At 40.4% G+C, this 21,779-nt stretch carries 18 protein-coding genes; 15 read left to right on the forward strand and 3 right to left on the reverse strand.

The window, feature by feature from the left end:
* Positions 1-14: 14 nt before the first annotated feature.
* The 4 genes from K2F45_RS10925 (at position 15) to K2F45_RS10940 (ending at position 5,006) form a co-directional block, all read left to right on the forward strand.
* The gene (locus tag K2F45_RS10925; RefSeq protein ID WP_248933551.1) at positions 15-941 is read left to right on the forward strand and encodes a DUF5017 domain-containing protein; all 927 of its coding nucleotides are present in this window, start codon (positions 15-17) and stop codon (positions 939-941) included.
* Positions 942-1,024: 83 nt separating this feature from the next.
* Positions 1,025-2,293: a glycoside hydrolase family 88 protein gene (locus K2F45_RS10930; RefSeq protein ID WP_248933552.1), complete on the forward strand. Its 1,269-nt coding sequence runs from the start codon at positions 1,025-1,027 to the stop codon at positions 2,291-2,293.
* 1 nt (position 2,294) lies between these two features.
* Positions 2,295-3,704 (forward strand): alpha-L-fucosidase, encoded by a 1,410-nt coding sequence (locus tag K2F45_RS10935; protein ID WP_248933553.1) that lies wholly within the window; start codon positions 2,295-2,297, stop codon positions 3,702-3,704.
* Between the two features lie 60 nt (positions 3,705-3,764).
* On the forward strand, positions 3,765-5,006 hold the full coding sequence (locus K2F45_RS10940; protein ID WP_088161236.1) for a glycosyl hydrolase family 28-related protein: 1,242 nt from the start codon (positions 3,765-3,767) through the stop codon (positions 5,004-5,006).
* A 194-nt stretch (positions 5,007-5,200) separates the two neighbouring features.
* On the opposite strand, the gene K2F45_RS10945 is transcribed toward K2F45_RS10940, so the two are convergent.
* The gene (locus K2F45_RS10945; protein WP_248933554.1) at positions 5,201-6,496 is read right to left on the reverse strand and encodes an outer membrane beta-barrel protein; all 1,296 of its coding nucleotides are present in this window, start codon (positions 6,494-6,496) and stop codon (positions 5,201-5,203) included.
* A gap of 61 nt (positions 6,497-6,557) precedes the next feature.
* On the opposite strand from K2F45_RS10945, the gene K2F45_RS10950 reads away from it, so the two are divergent.
* The 10 genes from K2F45_RS10950 to K2F45_RS10995 all read left to right on the forward strand — a co-directional run bounded on the left by K2F45_RS10950 (position 6,558) and on the right by K2F45_RS10995 (position 19,055).
* Positions 6,558-7,091, forward strand: a complete 534-nt coding sequence (locus tag K2F45_RS10950; protein ID WP_248933555.1) for a helix-hairpin-helix domain-containing protein — start codon at positions 6,558-6,560, stop codon at positions 7,089-7,091.
* Positions 7,092-7,160: 69 nt separating this feature from the next.
* On the forward strand, positions 7,161-7,613 hold the full coding sequence (locus K2F45_RS10955; protein ID WP_248933556.1) for a hypothetical protein: 453 nt from the start codon (positions 7,161-7,163) through the stop codon (positions 7,611-7,613).
* Positions 7,614-7,835: 222 nt separating this feature from the next.
* On the forward strand, positions 7,836-8,786 hold the full coding sequence (locus tag K2F45_RS10960; RefSeq protein WP_248933557.1) for an Rpn family recombination-promoting nuclease/putative transposase: 951 nt from the start codon (positions 7,836-7,838) through the stop codon (positions 8,784-8,786).
* A gap of 1,011 nt (positions 8,787-9,797) precedes the next feature.
* The gene (locus K2F45_RS10965; RefSeq protein ID WP_248933558.1) at positions 9,798-12,641 is read left to right on the forward strand and encodes a PAS domain-containing hybrid sensor histidine kinase/response regulator; all 2,844 of its coding nucleotides are present in this window, start codon (positions 9,798-9,800) and stop codon (positions 12,639-12,641) included.
* Positions 12,642-12,779: 138 nt separating this feature from the next.
* Complete coding sequence (locus K2F45_RS10970) at positions 12,780-13,739, forward strand: helix-turn-helix domain-containing protein (RefSeq protein ID WP_145330374.1); 960 nt, start codon at positions 12,780-12,782, stop codon at positions 13,737-13,739.
* A 90-nt stretch (positions 13,740-13,829) separates the two neighbouring features.
* Positions 13,830-15,023, forward strand: a complete 1,194-nt coding sequence (locus tag K2F45_RS10975) for an MFS transporter (protein WP_075992199.1) — start codon at positions 13,830-13,832, stop codon at positions 15,021-15,023.
* A gap of 178 nt (positions 15,024-15,201) precedes the next feature.
* Positions 15,202-15,570 carry a nuclear transport factor 2 family protein gene (locus K2F45_RS10980; RefSeq protein WP_248933559.1) on the forward strand — a complete coding sequence of 123 codons (369 nt, stop codon included), beginning with the start codon at positions 15,202-15,204 and terminating at the stop codon, positions 15,568-15,570.
* A 133-nt stretch (positions 15,571-15,703) separates the two neighbouring features.
* Positions 15,704-16,459 (forward strand): helix-turn-helix domain-containing protein, encoded by a 756-nt coding sequence (locus tag K2F45_RS10985; RefSeq protein ID WP_075994746.1) that lies wholly within the window; start codon positions 15,704-15,706, stop codon positions 16,457-16,459.
* A gap of 35 nt (positions 16,460-16,494) precedes the next feature.
* Positions 16,495-17,646 (forward strand): FAD-dependent oxidoreductase, encoded by a 1,152-nt coding sequence (locus tag K2F45_RS10990; protein ID WP_248933560.1) that lies wholly within the window; start codon positions 16,495-16,497, stop codon positions 17,644-17,646.
* A 356-nt stretch (positions 17,647-18,002) separates the two neighbouring features.
* Complete coding sequence (locus K2F45_RS10995) at positions 18,003-19,055, forward strand: DUF5694 domain-containing protein (protein WP_088161254.1); 1,053 nt, start codon at positions 18,003-18,005, stop codon at positions 19,053-19,055.
* 349 nt (positions 19,056-19,404) lie between these two features.
* On the opposite strand, the gene K2F45_RS11000 is transcribed toward K2F45_RS10995, so the two are convergent.
* Positions 19,405-20,547, reverse strand: a complete 1,143-nt coding sequence (locus K2F45_RS11000) for a TlpA family protein disulfide reductase (protein ID WP_075992204.1) — start codon at positions 20,545-20,547, stop codon at positions 19,405-19,407.
* A 180-nt stretch (positions 20,548-20,727) separates the two neighbouring features.
* Between K2F45_RS11000 and K2F45_RS11005 the strand changes: the two genes are divergently transcribed.
* Positions 20,728-20,901, forward strand: a complete 174-nt coding sequence (locus K2F45_RS11005) for a hypothetical protein (RefSeq protein ID WP_157626040.1) — start codon at positions 20,728-20,730, stop codon at positions 20,899-20,901.
* Here the strand turns inward: K2F45_RS11005 and K2F45_RS11010 are convergent.
* Positions 20,898-21,746 carry an alpha/beta fold hydrolase gene (locus tag K2F45_RS11010; RefSeq protein ID WP_145330388.1) on the reverse strand — a complete coding sequence of 283 codons (849 nt, stop codon included), beginning with the start codon at positions 21,744-21,746 and terminating at the stop codon, positions 20,898-20,900. The two genes, K2F45_RS11005 and K2F45_RS11010, sit on opposite strands and share 4 nt — an antisense overlap.
* Positions 21,747-21,779 lie beyond the last annotated feature (33 nt).

The raw sequence follows: 21,779 nt of genomic DNA on the forward strand, positions 1-21,779 counted from the left end.
ATAATGTGAAAATTATGAAAAGATATATTTATATAGCATCGCTTCTCGTACTGCCGATCCTACAATCATGCGAGAAAAAAGAGGCCATCCCTTTGAACTTAGAAGTCCATACGGATAAAAATAGCTATAAAGTTGGTGAGCAAGTGTTGTTCCATATCAGTGGCAATCCCGACCAGCTGACGTTCTTCTCGGGTGAAGAAGGCCATAAGTACGTTTACCGGGAGCGTACAAAAGCTATTCCACAGGCTGTGACACTGGAGTTTTCGAGCAACCGCCGTTATGGTACGGATGCGCAACAGCCGAATTCTCTCCGCCTACTGGTATCGCAGCAATTTGCAGGAGTTTATCAGCCTGATGCGATCAAGGAGAGCGACTGGGTGGATATTACAGCCGCATTTACGTTATCTGGCATCCAGGCCAATGACGCTACCTACATATCCTCGGGACAAGTTGATCTGTCGAAATTAAGTGCGTCGGGTTTTAATCTGAATGCGAATACCATGGTTTATTTTGCTTTTAAATACACCGGGACTACCGGATCGACACAGCCCCGCTGGTGGATCAATCAGTTCAGCCTAAATACCGAAACAACAGAAGGCATCACCTTGCCGATAGCGGATCTGCAAGGTGCAGCCTGGACCTCAATCGGTCTGGAAAATTCTTCTGTCTCCTGGTTATTAAGCAGTGCGGGGCTACGCTTTCAAGGCGGCGGAGCAACAATAGGCTCCAATCAGGTGTGGGCTATCTCAAAACCGCTGGACCTAACCAGTGTGACACCGGATAAAGGGGTGGCGCTCAAAAATATGAGCACCCGGATGGATACCTATGCTTACACTTTCACAGCTCCCGGGACTTATGAAATTACTTTCGTTGGCAGTAATAGCAATGTGTACGGAGAATACCCTGTAGTCAAAACAGTCGAACTGGAAGTGACGGAATGAAACCGACGCATGCGGAAAAAATAATCCGACATTGCCCCAAAAATATAATATACAAGAATCAACAGCGCAGTAAATAAAATCTTATGAAGCAGACACATTATCCTTTTGGACTTAAAATGATATTCTTATTTCTTTTGACAACCTTCTTTTCCTGTGCGCAGCAGCGCACCAAGCAGAACAGTTCCGATTTTGTGGCTGCCGACTTTACGCGAGCCAGAGCGCAATATGACCTGCTCCTTGATAACAGCAACTTTCCTCGGACGTTGGATACAACAGGTCATGTGGTGGGAACCGATGAATGGGATTGGACAGGCGGCTTTTTCCCGGGCGGGCTTTGGTATATATACGAGTATACAAAAGACCCCCAGGTCAAAGCTCAGGCCACAGCATGGACCGAAAAACTGGAAAAGGCGAAGGATCTGACTCAACATCATGACATTGGTTTTGTGATGTACTGTTCGTATGGCAACGCTTTACGGCTGGAGGACGATTCTACAAAGATCAAAAAATACCAACAGCTCCTCATACATTCAGCAGAGTCTGCCCTGAAGCGCTTTGATCCGAAAGTTGGACTGATCAAATCCTGGAATGAAAAAGCTTCCTGGGACGGAAAAACGGTATGGAAATATCCGGTGATCATCGATAATATGATGAATCTGGAGCTGTTGTTTTTTGCATCAACATTAACTGGAGACCCCAAATACAAAAATGCCGCCATCAGTCATGCCGACCATACCCTGAAGAATCATTTCAGACCCGATTACAGCACTTACCATGTGGTGGACTATGATCCCAATACGGGAGCAGTCCTGCATCAGCAGACCAATCAGGGCTATGCCGACAATTCAACCTGGTCTAGAGGGCAGGGCTGGGCAATCTATGGCTATACGCTGCTCTACCGCGAAACCAAGGACAGTAAATATCTGGATGCAGCCAGGAAAGCGGCAGATTTTTATATGGATCATCCCAATCTGCCAAAGGATAATGTTCCCTACTGGGATTTTAATGCTGGCCAGGAAGGGTACCGACCGGATGTGGATTATGCAAACCGAAAGTTGAACGATATACCACGGGATGCGTCGGCAGCGGCACTGGTCAGCGCAGCCTTGCTGGAATTGTCTACCTATACGACCGGAACAGATGCCAAACGCTATTATGACTTTGCCGAAAGCACGTTGAAATCGCTCTCCTCCAGCGAATACCTGGCTGAAAAGGGGACCAATGGCGGCTTCATCCTTAAGCACTCGACAGGAAGCATGCCACATAAAAGTGAAATTGATGTTCCGCTTATCTATGCAGATTACTACTTTTTAGAAGCGTTGCTACGTTACAGAAAACTAAATGGGGCCTAGTATGAAGATTAAAACGATACTATTGTCGTACTTTTTGTTGGGCTGTTCGCTATGGTCGTTCGCCCAGCAACAGCCTATGGGCAGCTCCGATAAGATGGCCTGGTGGTCAGCATCCAGATTTGGACTGTTTATTCACTGGGGCCTATATTCTCAGACTGCCGGTGACTGGAATGGCAGGCCAACGCGGGGCGGCGAACATTTTATGTTATATGAAAGGATCCCACTGCAACAGTATGCGCAGATCGCCAAGGATTTTAACCCTACTGCTTTTGATGCCGATACCTGGGCAAAGGCCGCCAAGGGGGCCGGCATGAAATACATTGTCGTTACAGCAAAACATCACGATGGGTTTGCCATGTTTAATTCCCCCAGTAGCGATTATAATATTGTCCAACAGACTCCCTGGCAGCGGGACCCAATGCGGGACCTGGCTGATGCCTGCAAACGTTATGATTTAAAACTTTGCTTTTACTATTCTTTGGGGCGGGACTGGGCAGATCCGGATGTCCCTACCAATTGGCCTAGTAAGGCCGGGCGAAGCAACTTCTGGGATTATCCGAATGAAGACGCCAAAGATTTATCAAAATATATCGAGCGAAAAGTAAAACCACAATTACACGAATTATTGACACAGTATGGCCCCGTTGGTATAATATGGTTTGATACGCCCGAACTCTTTACTAAAGAACAAAGCACAGAAATCCAACAGTTCATTCATGATTTACAGCCCAATTGCATCATCAATAGTCGTATCGGCAATCAGCTGGGCGACTACGAAGTCGTTGAGCAAACCCTAATGAATAAAGCAAAGGGCAAATGGGAGGCCTGCATCACAATGAGTCGCAATTGGGGTTTTAATAAGCATGATACAGTCTGGAAAAGTCCCGAAATATTGGTTAGAAATCTTGTGGAAGTTGTTAGTAAAGGTGGAAATCTGCTGCTGAATATCGGCCCGAAAGGGGATGGTACCTTTCCTGTGGAAAGTATGGCCCGATTACGGAGTATCGGAGATTGGATGAACCTTAATGCAGAGGCAATATACGGGTCAGGCGAATGGAAAATACAAAGCGAAGGAAACCAATTACATGAGGAGGAAACGGAGATTGCGGGGCAACAAACGATCAAAGATGCCGAAAATGATGCAACCTCAAAAGAAATTGTGTCCGACATCCGTTTTACGACAAAGGATGGCTTTGTCTATGTGTTTGTACGAAGTCCAAAAACCGACTTTGCAGCGGTAAAAAGTCTGGCAGCAGGTCAGGCGCGAATAGCGAAAATTACGCTATTGGGAAGCAAGCAGAAAATCAAATGGAAACAGGACGCTACAGCATTACATCTTCCTGTTCCTTCGGCTACAGGCGGAGAGATACCTGTTTATGTTTTCAAGGTAACACTTGTTGGCCAGTCATAAGGCTATACAGCGTTATCAATCAACGGAAAGAAAGGATATTCACAACCAAATTATAACCAGATGAAAAAGATCATTTTCAGTTTTGCGGTACTCGGTCTGCTGCTAAATTCTTGTTCCAGCCCATTGGACGGACTCGATTCCACAACAGTGACCAATGTCTCCTTATACGGTAGTTCTGTAGCAAACAGCAGTATGTCCGGCTCTGGCCTGGTTTCTGCCGGGATGACACTGGCAGAAATCAATGCTGTAATCGAACAGGCAAGTGCCGGCGATACCGTGTGGGTGGAAGCCGGTACTTATCTTATTGATGGTGCCCTGTTGATGAAGCCCGGTATTACGCTTATGAAAAGCGGAAATACAAACCCCATATTTGATGCGCGGGCATCGGACAGTCAGCTGCTTCGGCAGACCTACAGTGCGGCCAATGTTGCTGGCTGTACATTCTCGGGCATTACATTTTGGAATCTGACCTTCTACATCAATAATGCGTCTGACGTTACTTTTAAATGGTGTATTTTTGACTATGGTATTAAAAAAGCAGGTAGCAACAAATCGAATGATCTGCATGATGCTTACATTCGCCTGATCGGCACGGATAAAGCGACCGTTTCAAACTGTGTATTCTCCAGGAGGCAGGGAAACAGTGGAAGAGGGGTGTGGAACGGGTCGGGCAGTACAAATTCAAAGGTCATTGACAATACCTTTGGCAATGCCGGCACAACGGGCTACTTTATCACGGCGATCAATGATAATTCTCAAAGCAATAGCCTGATCAGTGGCAATACCATTTTACGCAATGTATCTTTCAATAATGAAGATGCCAATACCGATCATGGTATTTATGCGCATAGTTTTAACGGTCTGACGATACAGAACAATGTGATCAAAGGCTGGCCGGCGAATGGAAGCGGTGGTGCTATTAAAGCTCGGAACGGGCAGAACTTGGCTATCCTCAACAATGAATTCCATACTTCGGGGATTTTACTGTATATCTATATTGAACCTTCCTCGTACCAGTATCTTAAAAATGTACAGGTCACGAACAACAAGATTTACCTAGATTCATTGATCGGAGGCATGTATGGTGGAATCGGCTATTGGCGGCAGAGCGGCGTTACCGGGCAGGAAGAGTCAATTCTGATATCCGGCAACGAGATGCCAAATGGAGCAATTAGTATTTCGGGATCCAATGGCTTTAGTAGCGCGCAGTTTAATCTATCGGGTGGTGGGGTGTTCAACAATGATCTACACCTGCCTTTTCTTTCGCTTGCGGCAGGTGTAAGTCAATCGGGTAATTACTAACGCCAATAGCGACATCTTTGTACCATCGTAATTTACGGGAATCGCCTCCTTAGGATATTCTTTGACCTCGTAGTCTTGTTCCATTTTTTTAGTATAAATCCAGTACGTTTTAGCAGGGATCGCCTGGCTTATGGTTAATATTACCAAAACTGAAATAATATTTTAGTGTGAAAATGAGAGAGTTTACTTATCTTCTACTTATTACTATTTTTTCCAAACATACGTGGATAGTAAGCTAATGATAGCATGAAAAATCTTCCCATAGCATTTGTGCGCTGCTGTGATAAAGTATTTGCGATGTTCTTAACAGTAAAAAGTCTATTTTGGTTGAGAATATCATTACCAGAAAGGGAAGCCTCAAGATTGTTCTTTTTTAGCATTCTATAACTTACTTTAATATTGAAAATTGAATAATGTTGATTATCACCATAAAACTTATTATCGTAATAAGCGAAGTTGGAAATAAAGGAGAGCCGCCTGCTTACATTTATAAGAGTATTACCCTCGATCTTATGCGATTCACTTTTTATCTTTTCTGAATCATTATTCTGTCTGCTGGAGAGGTTCTTGTAACTATAATTCAGCCCTAGATAAAAGATATCCAAATGACTAAATAGAGTATTAAATTCTATTCCCATCGAAGAATTTAAACTTTTTTCAAAGCTCTGCTGCCCTGCGATATATAATATATAAAAAGGAACCTCTGAGGCACTCCAGTACCCTTCCATTTTGAACTGGAGTTGATCCTTCTTAAATTTTATTGCCCTTGCCAAATTACCCCTAAATATAATTGATCTATTGCGATCTACATTTGTCGGTCTGATAATAGTGCGTCCGCTTGAATCAAACAGCATGCTATATGAAATGTAGTTTTTGGTCATACTCATGCCAGTAGATAATCCATAATAGAACGGGTTTTTATTGAGTCTCTTCTGTTTAAAATCCAGTAGAATCTCATTTTTTCGTGAAGGTTTAAGTTCTGGATTACCCAAATAAAGTGAATATATCTGGATAGTATCGACGACGGGGAATAATTGATCTGTAGTAGGGAAATCGAAGCTTCGGTTATACTTCAAATCAAGTACATTTTCAAATTCGCCAAACTGTAGATTTCTATAATTAAAGGATATCTCCGGACTGAACAGTGTAAAGTAACGGTCAAAGTTTTGAAAATTACGATCTGATCTATTTCTCACATCATAAATATTGTACTTGGCTGCAGCTACGATCTTTGCCGTTTTCTGGTATCTGTCGCTCAACATTTTTAAGTATGTCTTTTCAAAACTTAATCCGGCTATCCAGTTGATTATCCGTTCGTTACGATCATAAGATAGATCGTTGCTTTTTGATTCATGCCCAATTGAATCAATATCAAAAACTGTATTTCCTACTTTTCGATTAATGATGTTCAAATCACTGGTTAGAAACAAGTACTTATCAAAACCAGGAGTAGCCAATAGATTCCAAAAATTCCCCCATTTGCCAGCCAACCTTTGATTGGTTTCTTTTATAAAATATGGTATACGACGATTGGCAAAAAAATTTGATAATGTGTCAATTGAAGAAAAGAATATGTTGCTAATGAAGATCGCCAATGCCTACGGCGGGCTCGATATGGCCGATGCCGATGTACTCCGGCGGATGATGTCGGGCAAATATCGTAGCAAGGACCACCTGATCGAAATTGAGGATAAGTTCTTTTCCAACTGTAAGGCCAAAGGCTATGACGAGAAGACTAGCCGCGAGATATGGTGGCAGATGGAGAGTTTTGCTGGCTATTCGTTTAACAAGGCACATTCAGCATCTTTTGCCGTAGAGAGTTATCAGAGTCTTTTCCTCAAGACCTACTATCCTTTGGAGTTTATGGTTGCGGTGCTCAACAATTATGGCGGGTTTTACAATCGTAAGGTCTATGTCAATGAAGCACGAATTTCAGGGGGCAATATCTGCCTGCCCTGTGTCAATCAGTCGGTCTTTAATACCTCCATTCAGGATAAGGATATTTACCTGGGTTTTGACTGCCTGCTCAATTTGGAAGGTAAACTGGCTCATCGTATTATTGAGGAGCGTGAAGCCAATGGCTAGTACACGAGTCTAGGAAACTTTGTCAAACGGACACAGACGGGTATTGAGCAGGTCGTTATTTTGATTCGTGTGGGTGCCTTGCGTTTTACAGGGACGGGGAAAAAGCAATTGCTGTGGGCAGCTCACCTGATGATGAGCAAGCATAAGCCTGTGGCAGCAGGTATGGCGCTCTTTGAGACCGAAAGTCGCAAGCCTATTCTTCCCCCTTTGGAAGAAGATATCTTGGAGGATTATTACGACGAGATGGAGCTGATTGGCTTTTGCGTAACGGGTACGCTATTCGAACTTACCAAAAGCGATTATCGGGGCGATATGCCTGCCAGGGAACTTCATCTGCACGAAGGGAAAATAATCCGCGTTGTGGGCGATTTTGTCTGTGAGAAATTTGTGAAGACCAAGCGTGGCGACCTGATGAAATTCGGAACCTTCCTTGATGCCGAGGGACGCTTTTTTGATACCGTCCATTTCCCGCAGAGCCTAGCCAAATATCCACTCCGTGGAGCAGGAGTCTATTTGGTTTAAGGCAAAGTTGTTCTGGAATACGGTTGCCCTTCCGTTGAGGTGATCCGCTGTGGCAAGATGCCGCTAAAACCCGATCCGAGGAGTGAATAGGACGAAAATGATCTTCATCGGGGAACTTGTTTTAATTCATATACATACTAACATTTTAATACTAAAAATATTAGTATTAAAATGTTTTTTTACTTATATTTGTATTGTTAACCAATTTAAAAACAATGTATTATGAGTGAGTTGAAACAGTCGAAATATATCGATATTACAACAGATTATGGATTTAAAAAAGTTTTCGGATCAGATACCAATAAAGATCTTCTGATCGCTTTCTTAAACGAACTGTTTAGAGGACGCAAGATTATTGCCGACCTGTATTATAACAAAAATGAGCATGTCGGGGATACAGAGGATATCGGTACCGTTATTTTTGATCTGACCTGTACGGCAGACAATGGCGAACGTTTTATTATTGAAGTGCAGCGCACGGCGCAGGATAATTTGAAAAAGCGCATGCTTTATTACAGCAGTAAATTGATAGCGGATCAGGCACCCAAAGGCAACCGAAGGGCTTGGAATTATGCAATTAGTGAAGTTTATATCATTGTACTGATGGATGGATTTGCAATGCCTGATGCGGGGGATGAGCAGTATTTTCTGCACGATATTTGTTTATGTTATCGAGATCATGGTAAAATATTTTATGACGATCTAGGCTTTATATATGTGGAATTGGTTAACTTTGTTAAAGCTGAGGCAGAGTTAGTTAATGATTTAGATCGTTGGCTTTATGTACTCAAAAATATGTCTTCGCTAAATGGACTTTCCACTTATTTGCGTAAGCCTATTTTTGAGAAGTTATTTCAGTTAGCAGAGTATAGCAAACTAAAACCGGAGGAACGAGAGATGTACAACGTAAGTTTAAGGAATAAATGGGATGCCGAGAGTATCCGAAGTAGTCAGGAGGAGCAATTGAAACGAGCGCGCGAAAAAGCAATGGCTGAGGGAAAAGCTGAAGGAAAAGCCGAAGGAAAAGCCGAAGGAAAAGCCGAAGGGAAGGCGGAAGTAATAAAAAATCTTTTGTCTTCGAATAAGTTTTCGATATCGGAGATAGCCGAATTAGCGGACGTCACTGTAGAGTTTGTAAAGCAGATCGAGGCAGAGAAGGCTAAAGGAAAATAAAACAGATTACAATATAAGATTTTAAGGTCACTTGGATACTGTCTAAGTGGCCTTTTTCTTTTTTATAGGTTAAGTTGGTCTTAGACAATACCATTTTGAATAAGCTCTCATTTAAATAAAATAATTGTGAAGCAGGGAATACGAACTCAACTTTTTTATAAAAAGATCAAACGAAGGCGAACTAACCATTGTTATAAGAGTACTTTCATAAATTAGGTTAATAACAGGTAGTAAAAACCTTGAGATCCCCTCCTCAAGGTTTTTTTATTTTTTTCAAACGAGTAAGACATTACAATTGTTTCTTATACGAAAAATGAGAAGATTGCTTTTGCTGGCTTGATTTGCACTTGTTAGGCCAGCATTTTTTTGAAACCGACTACCCATTATTGGGATCATAACTATATATATCAGGGCTGGTTTATTCCGGCCTTTTTTGTGCCGACACAATCAGTATCATAGGGCTTTTGAGTTCGTCTGCCATTCAGGCAACATGGTTAACCATCTCCATGTTAGGCTGTGGTCCAGTAACTAAGTTGATCGCAAAGTTATGGGCCAGCAGGGTTGTAAGGTATGTGGTAAGTGTCCTATGTTATTTTATTACATTGTTTTGTAAAAAGTGTGTTTCCCGCCTTGCTTCTCCAAAGTAATGGTCTACGGGCCAGTACAACTTGTTTGCGGCTGCATCGTAGATTCAGTCTTGGTCGGGTCTAGTAGTGAATATCGGATACTCAACAGAAAACACAAAACTGCCGCCCGGCTTTAGCCAACGGTTGATATGTATGCGGAGCAGATCAAAGTCTTTGATGTAATGGAATATAAGGGAACAGATGACGCATGATTCCGCGTATGCCTAGTTCTCCAAAATATTTTAATTTGAATTAATTCTTTTTTTATTAAAAAACTATTCAAATAAAATTGTTGTTTTGTTATAAACTTTAAATTTCTATAGCATATTACAACCTTATGCAGAATCAAAGGTACCCTAAAAACGATAACAGTGACCACCTCATCATGGATAATGATTATAAGTTAGTCGCTGACATGATTAAGAAAGATCTTTTTGGAGTGCTCCTTAAAGCGAAATTGATTTGTAATACGGAAATGGCGGTGTTGACTTTATTCGACAACAGTAAAAATTTTGTACGGACCTATTTTCATGATGTCGATGGAAATATAAGTATCGATAAAGTATTTTTGGACTATGTGTTTGATGACAACGGCACGCTAGAATTTCCAGACCTTAGCAATGAACTTCCTTCGCAGCGCAATTCAGTGATTTTCCAGAATTTTGGAATACTGTATTATTATGAAGCACCACTCATCAATCACGAAGGAAAAATAGTTGGTTTTTTAAGCGTTATGGATAGTAGCTCAAACAAGCTTTCTGATAATCAACAGACTCTTTTTTCATTATTGTGCACAGAAGTTCTTGGCTTACTTCAAGAGAAAAACCAGCGCCTCCAGTTAACTAGTAAATTGGAATATGCGAAATCTACACTAGACATGACCAGTCAGGTGGCCAGAGTGGGGAGCTGGGAGTATGATTTAGTTGATGATTATATCGATTGGTCTGAAATGACAAAGATTATTCATGGGGTTCCAAAGGATTATCGTCCAACTATTAAAACAGCAATTGAGTTTTATAAAAATCCTCAACATAGGATTAAAATTGTTCAGGCTATCAATAGTGCAATCGCTACAGGAGCTTCATGGGATCTTGAATTAGAAATTGATACCTATCAGGGTACAAGCTTGTGGGTTAGAGCACTAGGGAAAGCAACTTTTGAAAAAGGGAAGTGCGTTCGACTATATGGCACTTTTCAGGATATTGATAAACGTAAACGTTCTGAGGCGGAATCGATTCGTTCTAAGAAATTGCTCGAAGATGTGTTGAATGCCACTACTGCAGTCGCTATCATAGCAACTGACGCAGAAGGGTTGATAACACTTTTCAACCGGGGCGCAGAAAATTTATTAGAGTATAAAGGTAATGAAGTGATCGGTAAAATTACGCCGACATTATTTCATAGCAGTAGGGAAGTTAAAGATCGAGCGAAGGAACTTGAAAGTAAATTTGGGTATCCGATTAGTGAATTTAGGGTGTTTGTCGAGATGGCAGAGCGCTACGGATCCGAGCAAAGAGAATGGACTTATATAAAAAAAGATTTTACGCGACTTTACGTATCTCTAGCAGTCACTGCAATGCGCGATATTTCTGGTCAGATTATAGGTTATCTTGGCATTGCCACAGACATCACGAAGATTGTTCTTCAAAGAGAAGAATTAGAGAAAGCTAAAAAGCTTGCTGACCAGGGTAGCGTGGCGAAGTCAGAGTTTCTCGCTAATATGAGTCATGAAATTCGTACACCTCTTAACGGAATTATAGGTTTTACGGATTTGATGAGTCGAACAAAACTAGACGATACACAAAAAGAATATGTTTCTATTGTCGATCAGTCTGCTAATCTTCTTTTGAGCATCATAAACGATATACTTGATTTTTCTAAAATTGAAGCCGGCAAATTGGAGCTTTCGATTGAAAAAAATGATTTGTATGAGATGTTTGCTCAGGTTACAAGTTTGATTGACTTTCAGTGGAAGGCCAAGAAATTGGATTTTCGGGTAAATTTATCAGAATCGCTACCGCATTATGTTTGGGTTGACTCACTTCGACTCAAACAGGTGCTCATGAATCTTCTAAGTAATGCAATAAAATTTACGGACAAGGGAAGTGTTGCACTACATGTCGATGTACTATCCTCGGACGAAAACTCCACCACGCTGCGCTTCAGTGTAACGGACAGCGGAATAGGTATTAAACCAGAAAAACAGCAAAAAATATTTGAAGCATTTTCTCAAGAAGATGCTTCAATAAGCAAGAGATTTGGCGGAACAGGGCTTGGACTTAGTATTTCAAATCAATTGCTAAAAATGATGGATAGTAAACTAAAATTGGAGAGCGAATATGGGAAAGGGAGTCAATTTTATTTTGAAATAACATTAAGGTCGCAAAAGGGGGATGTGTATGAATGGAAACTTTTAGAATCCTTAAAGGTTATGATAGTTGCCCGACAAGATGCCGATCGAGCTAATATTGCATTGATGTTGTATTTGAAGAAAGTTAATGTCTCGTTGGCCGATAACGGATTTGAAGTTCTTCAAATGTTGGCCAAAGGTGAGCGGTATGATGCGATTATTATTGATAATGATCTACCTATAATGAACGGTATCGATACGATAAAAAAAATTAGGGAAAAGTCACTCTACAAAGGAGTTGGACAGCCCGTAGTTTTAATGTTATCCGTCCTTGAGACCAACCCAGCCCGTATTGCTGAAAGCAGCCATATTATTCATTGTATTAATAAACCAGTTAAAGTAGATCAACTGTATTCAACATTAGTTGCTGCATTACAGCAGGATGAAGAAACGATCAAATATGCCGAAAAAGAAACGGCCTTTTTGGAAAGAAAATACAAGATTTTAATTATTGAAGACAACAAATTTAATATGTTGCTTACTAGAACCATTGTACAGAATGTTCTTCCCAATGTGGAAATCATAGAGGCGGTCGATGGGGTAATGGGATTTGAATTGTTCAAGGAGAATAGGCCTGATTTGGTCTTCATGGATATACAGATGCCTGAAATGAATGGTTATGAGTTAACTGGATTGATTAGAAGAAATGAAGAGGGGAGGATACATACGCCAATTATAGCATTGACAGCCAGTAATATTAAGGACGAAAAGGAAAGGTGCATTTCGTGTGGAATGGATGATTTTGCTGTGAAGCCTTTTGTTAAAGAAACATTGCTGGAGCTTTTGAGAAAATGGTTGATAAATGACAGCAATAACTAGGTATGAAAGACTTGTATATGATTTAGTCAATAATGGCTATTCGGGTTAACGAGGTTTAAACTTGTCGCTAAGTCAAAGTTGATAATTCCTTTATTTTATAGCGCGCTATTGGCTAAATTTGATAGATTTCTTTAATGCATGAAAAACAAAAAGACACAGGCTTTAATTCCATGGCTCGATACCATTAGTCAATTTTTCGATACTTTTAGGATTGGCACAGCGGTGAATGATTTATTTAACGTCATGCGGATTGAAGACCAGGCAAAAGGCAAATTGCTTTTCATGCCGCTTTTCCGAGGTAATTTTTTTCGTATTTTAATCTGCAAGACACAGGGGCCCAGATTCCTGCTTCCTGACGAAACCATCTATACTTCAGCTAACAGTATTTACTTCGCATATCCCGGTAAAATGGAAAGCTGGCAGCGTGAGGAAACGATTTATGGCTATCTCATTTGTTTTACGTCCGAATTTGCTGGAATAGACCCTCTAAAACCCAAATTTGAAAAAGATTACCCATTTTTTATGCGTGGGGCCAATTCACTTCTGAGGCTTTCGCAGCAAGATATGGACAAGGTATCGCATACAGCCGAAACGCTGCTTCTTGAAATGAAATCGGGACAGGAGGATAATTTTGAAATGATGCAAACTTTATTAAAGGTATTGCTTATCCAAATCCGTCGTCTGTATTATAAAGATAAGGAGGTAAAAACTCCTTTTCAGTTAAAACAGGCCTCCCTGATGGTCAAGTTTAGAAAAGTGCTCGATGCTTATGCTATTGACGCCCCCGATATACGAAAAGAAGGAAGGCCAACGGTTCGAAAAATCGCAGATGAACTGAATCTCACAGCTAGCCATTTGAATTTTTTAGTAAAAAAATATACCGGGCGCACGGCGTTGTTTCATATTAATGAAAAGCTAGTGCTGGAAGCAAAAAGTCTTTTAACACACACCGATCTGCAGGTGTCAGAAATAGCTGATCTATTACAATTTAATGAAGCAAATTATTTTAACCGGTTTTTTAAAAAGATGACGGGTCTAACTCCTACAGCATACCGTCAAGACGCTTTGCAACTTATGAAAAGTCCACTTACTATTTAAATCGATAAAAAGTCCAATTATCGCCTCAATCCGTATAAGTCTTCTGCGGCGAACATTCTTGAAATTTGTATCATTTAACAAATAATAGAAATGTACAAATTAATTACAAATGACAGAACGGCCACAGACGTATCTATGTTCCCGGTTTATATTCTTTCTTTGGCAACTTTCATTGTTTTTTTTCAGGGATTCATGGTCGCGCCATTGCTTCCACTGCTATCCGAACAGTTTGGTACGACTACCCGGCATGTGAGTTTTATTGAACCATCTTACCTGCTCGGCTATGGATTGTTTACATTGGTATATGCGCCTCTAAGTGATCGCTTTGGCAGGTTCCGGATAATTACGCTGTGCCTAGTCATCTTTTCTGTATTGACATTACTGACCGCTTACGCCCATGGAATTAACCAGATGATTTTCCTTCGTTTGCTGACCGGCATCGGTGCCGCCGGTATTGCCCCCACAACCATTAGCTGGATCAGCGATCGGTACCCGTACGAAAAACGGGGGCACGCGCTTGGGATATTCTTTGGTAACATGGCAGGTGGCACAGCTTTCGGATCCAGCGCAGGCGCTTTGATCACATCGCTAGTCGGTTGGCAATGGCTTTTTATTGGCGTCGCGAGCATCGCGCTGCTTATTTTGTTGCTGATTGTCATGTATCAAAAGGACATATTTAAAGCAAATGAGATGATCCGTGGAGTTAAGGAGAACATTTTCCTCGTCTTCTGTAATATCCTGTCGAGCGGAAGAGCTAGGCATACCTATTTCTATGTTTTGTTTAACGGGATGTTCCATGGTGGTATTTTTGCCTGGCTGGCTTATTTTTTCTATAGAAACTATGGCCTCGACGAATTACAGATTGGGCTAGCCTTGTTGGGGTATGGTATTCCGGGCCTATTATTAGGTCCACTACTCGGAAAGCTTGCGGACCACTATGGAAGACAGAGAATAATACCTTTAGGTTTATTTTTGGGGGCACTTACCGTATTGCTGCTCAGCCAAAATCTAAATCTTGCAGCATCCTGTGTTTTAGTGGCTTTACTTTCACTCGGATTTGACCTCTCGCATCCTTTGTTTGCTGCTATTGTCACCACATTCAGTGCGCAAAAAGGAGCGGCGACAGGACTTTTTGCATTCTTTCTTTTCTCGGGTTATGGCCTTGGGAGCCTTTTACTGAGCCTGATTATCAATATCGGTCTGGAAAGCGCATTCCAGGTGTTCGGCGGGTGCCTTTTACTGGCAGCGATTTGCGCGATATTTGTTTTTAGGAAAGAGAAGTAGTTACTTAAATGCTGATCTCTGTAGTTCGTCATAGCATTGAATATATCTTATTTCATCGTTTAAAACAACTTGTTCCCCTGAGTGGTTTTATGAACGTAGCGGCGTATCATACTGATCACTATAACATTTAAAACGTGTGGACCGACAAAAATTGATGATTCAAAACAACTAGCTGAAAATGAAAAATATAACGATTTTACACACAGCCAATGAATTTATTGCCAAAGGAGATTATGAAAGCTTCTTAGCTTATTGTACTGCAGAGACGAAATGGGTTTTTATAGGTGAGCGTATTCTCCATGGGAAAGAAGAAGTTCGCGCTTATTTGAAAGAGTTCTATCAGGAACCGCCGGTTTTTGATGTGGAAAAATCTATTGAGGAAGGTGATTTTGTTATGGTGACCGGAGAAATTCGGTTGAGAAATAAGGACGGAAAATATGATCATTTCGATTATTGCGACATTTGGCGATTCGAAGATGGAAAAATGGCAGAGCTTAAAGCATTTGTCATTGAAAAACAAGGATCGCCGCTACCCTCATCCGAATAGGCTTAGTGTTTGATCTATTTCATATTTGATTATATAATAATCCTTAATTTTGATTGGAGGTGTGGGACTTTTAACCTGATGTGCCGTAATAAATTTTGAGAGGAAGGTTATGGCTTATAAACGGACTAAAACAATGGAAAATGAATTAAAATACCAAGCAATAAAACCTGACAAGTCGTTAGCGGATTTTGTTGAAAGCTTTTGGCTTTTACAAAACCAATCGGATTGTAATAGAGAGGTTGTAGTATTGCCAGACGGAAGAGTTGATCTATTTTTCACGCAATCTGCAACAGAGTCTTTCCACGTGACGCTTTTGGGTATCCAAACTCAGCCGGGGAAGGCTATCATTGCGCCTTTGCGACAGACTTACGCCATCAGTTTTAACCCGCTTGCAGTCCAATCTGTTTTTCAGACCAACATCGTCAACTTGGTGGATAGGGCAACTCTCTTGCCTCCCAATTTTTGGAACTTTAGTGCCGACGACCTGAATAACTTTGATTCGTTCTGTGCGAAAGCGACAAATAAAATACAGTCGCTTTTGCCGCTTGAAGTTGACAACAGGAAACGGACACTGTTCGACCTCATTTATGCATCAAACGGGGCGATTACAATTAAAGAACTTGCCGCGCAATCGTTTTGGAGTCGGCAACAAATCAACCGTTATTTCGATCAGCAGTTTGGACTTACGGCAAAAGCATATTGCAATATTATCCGCTTCCGTGCTTCCTTTCAGCATATCAAAGAAGGCAAATTGTTTCCACAACAAAACTTTGCCGATCAATCCCATTTTATTAAAGAAGTCAAGAAACTTGCTGGTGTTTCACCAAAAGAACTGTTGAAGAACCAAAATGAGCGTTTTATACAATTTTCAACGCTCAGGCCCACGTAATTTTGTTCAGTCAAAAAAAATAAATTTTACTGGATATGAAATTACAAGACAAGAAAGTTGCAGTTGTTGGCGGTGGTCCTGGCGGACTCACATTAGCCAAACTCTTACAATTAAAAGGAGTAAATGTAACCGTATATGAACGTGATAGCAATAAAGAAGTTCGCCAGCAGGGAGCCACACTGGATCTGCACGAAGAAAGTGGTTTGGAAGCTCTTCGAAGAGCAAATTTGATGAACGAATTTAAAGCTAGTTTTCGACCCGACGCGGGACGTTTAAGGGTGTTGGACGAGCAGGCCATTATCAAAATGGATGAGCACGAGCTTCAAGATAAGGATCAGGAAGATCGCCCTGAAATTGATCGTGCCCCTTTGCGTGATATTTTAATAAACGCACTGCATGAAGATACCATTGTTTGGGACAGTCAGTTTATTTCAATGGTAAAACAGGATCATGGCTGGCTGCTGCATTTCAAAAACGGAAAATCTTTTTACGCTGACCTTGTCATTGCAGCCGACGGTGCAAACTCAAAAATTCGCCCTTACCTAACCGATATTAAGCCGATTTATTCTGGCGTTACAATTGTTGAAGGGAATATCTACGAGGCCGAAAAAAACACACCGAAACTTTGGGAAATAACAAAAGGCGGAAAAGTCTTTGCGCTTGGAAACGGACAATCCATTATTTTAAGTGCAAAAGGAGAGGGCAGTTTATCGTTTTATACCGGTTGTAAAGTTACCGAAAATTGGACGCAGGAAAGTGGCATTGACTTTAATAACAAGCAACAGGTTTTTGATTGGTTTAAAGTCGCGTTCTCCTACTGGAGCGAAAAATGGCATGAACTTTTTGCAAGTAATGAAATTTGGTTTATGCCGCGACCACAATACCACTTTCCGTTAGACCAGACTTGGACAACATTATCAAACTTGACCATGCTTGGTGACGCAGCTCATCGTATGCCGCCATATGCCGGTGAGGGTGTAAACCAGGCGATGCAGGATGCTTTTGAATTGGCCGAGAATCTGACATGCGACCATTTTCCGGATATTCAGACTGCAATTTCAAATTACGAAAAACAAATGCGGGCAAGGGCGGCAGCAGTAACAAAAGATACGTTGCAAAACACTGAAATATTGCACGCTGAAGACGGACTTGATAATTTGCTAGCGATGTTTACCGAGCGGAGGTAAACATCGCTCTGCCATTTCGTAGCAAAAACCACGATTAATCCAGTGGATAAGCAAGCTACTAATGGTCAATACCCCGGATTGGCAAGAAGCTAACTTCGTGTTGACGGGTAACGCCAAATCGGCTCAGCTGCTTAGAAAAGTCATTAAACAAAAAACCAATGGCCATTTTTTTTTACACGGCTACTGGTTAGCGGGTAAAAAAGGATTATAGGCAGATGCGGTTAAACTCTACGTATTTATTTGTATTTTTAATCCTGTAGATGGCATAAGTGCTTGTAAGCTAATTTGTAAACGGTAATGCCAAGTGTGTAGCTGAATAAGGAAACATCCAATAACGAAACAAGAAGGCACAAAATATGAAGTATATCTTTTATTTATTTTTCTTAATCTCGATCAACGCAAAAGCACAGGATATTGAGGTTTTATTAATCGGTGTTTCCCATGATTATAGTAAATATCCTACCCAGGATTTTTCCAGCATCCATCATAAAATTAGAAAATTTAAGCCTGACGCCTTTTTTGGCGAGTTCCTGAGTAGCGAAGACGAGCGGTTGCTGATGGATTATTGGTGCAAACAACCGAATATAAACCGGCTAAACAAACTTAAGAGCAATCGACCTATAAAAGAGGTATTACTGCAGCATACTATTGACAGCTTGAAGAAACGATCCAATCAGCAACCCAATGATTATCGTGTAAAAGTCGATTTAGCGCATGCCTATTATCTTGATCAAGATGTGGCAAATGGGCATTATCAATTTTGGCAAGTTTATAATTTCCTGCGGCATCAACCTAATGCTGAAATAGAACATGATATCGAAAAATTGCTTAGCCCTGGGGCAGATACCACTGGACGAAGTATGAGAAGGCTAAAAACTTCTGAGTATGCCTATATCGCCTTCCCGATGATGCAGGAGCTAGGCATCGAGGAACTGATGGCTATGGATTGCCAGGACTATGATCTGAATTGGCAAGCATCGTGGGGAGCATTTGACGCGAAATTTGTCTTGTTCAGGAAAGATATGGCCGATTCCTCTAAAAATCAGTTAAAATCAGCCTTGATAGCTATTAACAAGGGTTTTGAGAAATATGCTCATGTCGAAGAGTCTTCAAATAGGGTAACGGAATGGTTGAATACGGATGAGGCCGCGGAGATTTCCGCCTCGGGAGATTTTTACTTGCCTGTTCTATATAATATGAATGGATTTCCCAAAGAAGAAATGCTGTCAAAAATACATTGGTGGATTATGAGAAATGAGGGCATGTGCCATAATGTTGTCAACAGGGCTAAGGTAGTAGGGGCGAAAAGAGTTGTAGTCCTAGCTGGGGCCAATCATCGAAAGTACATGCAGGACATTTTCAAGACGATGCCTGCTGTAAAAGTGAGCAACATCAATGAAGTTGACTAGTAGAAAAAAGAATAGGCTGGTATAGCGAAAAGGAAATCGACGAGAGCAGCACCATATTTAAGCAGCACCATTTTAATTTGTATTCTCTTTAATCCGCAAGAACTCTCATGAGCGGACTCTTCGAGCATCGCGCAGTGAAGGGCCGGATAAGGAGAGTGTGTTATTTTATTAGTTTTAGGGAATAGATCTTAGTACTACAATCGATATTTGTGTTAATGAAAACTTATAAAAGCATGAAGATATGAAAGCAAATATCATCAAGAGACCTTAAAAATATAAAATACCTTCACGTGCACAACTTCAAGAAACCAACTGACCTATAGTTCGTCAGGCGGATACCATAGTATAGTTACAACGTATTTAATATGTCACGAAGTTGATCAATTTTAAAATTGGATCGGACAACCCTGTTTTCCTTTGTATTAACGATGACATAGCGTGGAAATGAATATATACCCAATTCCTTTTGAAGGTTGGGGTAATCTCTGTTCTCAAAAATGTAGTTTTCATAGGTATAAGGATGTTTTTCCAAATACTGCTTCCATGTTGTAAATTTGTCATTAACAGCTATGCCTAAAAATTTAAATTTTCCATTATCCTTATATTCATTCACGATGCGCTGTAGCTCAGGGTGCTGAGCTATACAGGGGCCGCACCATGTACCCCAAAAATCAATAACTAGGTATTCAGTACTATCGTAAAGTTCCCTGATATATTTTTTTTCTCCACGCGAGTTTATTATGGTAAAATTGGGGACAGGTACATTTTCTTTTGGTTTATATAATGTAACCATATCCTGATATTTTTTTAAAACCCGTTCACTGTCAAAATATGGAGAGTTTTCTTTCTTCAGCAGCTGAATGAGCTGATAAATCGAATCTTTATGTTGGAATACAGTACTAGAATTGTAAAAAGATAAGCTAGGGTATTCCAATAGAAATGTGAGATGCTCTTCGCTGAGCTTATTTGCCGAATATTTTGTAAAAATTTTCAGGAATTCGGTCATTCTATTGTTATCACCCTTAATCTGTTCCTCTAAAACTGGAATATTGGTTAAATCGAGCGTTTTTGCTGTGGTTTCAAATTCAGTAAATTGTTTGTTCAAATCGCTTCCATATACTTTTAATTGATGTGTGTTTATATTTATATCCATCGTTAGATCATTGGAATCAATAATAAAAGAATACAAGAAGTTTGGTGGGAAAATCTGGTGTCTACGGAAAAAACTGGAGAAATCCTCTCGGTTTGTGAATACACTGTCTGATAGGGCTAGTTGCGCAAAATTGAAATGACCTTTATCAAGAATCTTGTTTATTACAAACTCGCAAGTTCCACTTTTAACTTCCGTTTTAAAGACATCATTATTAATTAATACGTAACTATATGCTGGTAAGGTATCCGCATAGACTTTAAATTTTAAACGAATGTTTTGGCCATAATTATTGCTGATTGCCAAAAAGGTGAAAATGAGAACGAATAGGAACTTGGTCATAATTTCTTGTTTAAATTGAAGTTAAAGACAAAATATGAAAAATAGTGATAATAAGTGCTCTTTTTAATGTATCTATCCAGATTCTTCTAAAGAATTTGCAATCGTAAGGAAAGCATTAAGTATACCTTGTTGATTTGTATCCAATTCTTTAAGGTATTTTTCCTCTGAGGAATAATGGAAATGAAAGAACAACAGATGGCTCAACGATCCAATCGTTGGTTTTATCAACAGTTTCCGCCCATTCGATGGATAGCGAAATCCATCGGAAAGGATATAGATTTCCAGGTTATCAAATGGAATCTTGAGATGACTTTAGTTTATTTGCGTATTCATCAGAGTAGTGCAATTAATTAGTGTTTTGTTTTGTTTAAAAAAGGGAATATTCGTGGTACCAATCCAGTCAAGACATGTCCCATTTCCGGGATGACTATTATGGTAAAGTCTGTCACAATATTTTGCAATCTCCTGGCAATTTTCTGGGTAGAGCGTATTACATCCTGCTCTCCGCCGATGAATAACACTGGCATAGTCAAACGACTGAGTTCGTCATCTGAAAAAATGTATTCTTTTTCTATTCTCGCATTAAAATTGGTTTGTATTAAATCCATAAATGAAATAATCTTATTATCTACACGCTGGCTTCCCAAGACCAGTCTATTGATCCTGATACGTCCAGTTGTTCCCAAAAGGGAATAGAGGATGGCTTTTATGATAAATGTTGTTTTGGTAGGAATTATTCCTGCAGGCGTCAGCAAAATCAGCCGGTCAACTAATTCAGGATAACTTGTTGCAAATCGCAATGACAACCATCCTCCTTGCGATAATCCGACTATATTTGCCTTGTTGATATTGAGGCTGTCGAAAATCTCTTTTAGCCATTCTGCGAAATCTATTGTTTCATAAGAAGGTCTGGTTTCTGCACTCTTTCCTGCCTCTCCGATAATGTCTATTGCTATGACTTTATATTGTTTTGAATATTCGGCTATGTCGGATAACCATGACGTTGCATTAGAAGACGCGCCATGCAGTAAGATGACGATTTCTTGGTGTTGACTTCCTGCCTCCAAAAAATGGGTGCCACCAAAAGTTGTTTTCAAGACATTGGCTTTCAAATTCAATGACGAATTTGTTATTGCATCGTCGTAAGCCCGGATAATTTTGTTTTTTGCTTCAGGGCTTTTAAAGACCGTTTTATTCATGAATATTTCTGTATATAATGTTGTTGTATAATA

It is taken from the genome of Sphingobacterium siyangense (genome assembly GCF_023277505.1).
GTDB classification, from domain to species: Bacteria; Bacteroidota; Bacteroidia; order Sphingobacteriales; family Sphingobacteriaceae; genus Sphingobacterium; species Sphingobacterium siyangense.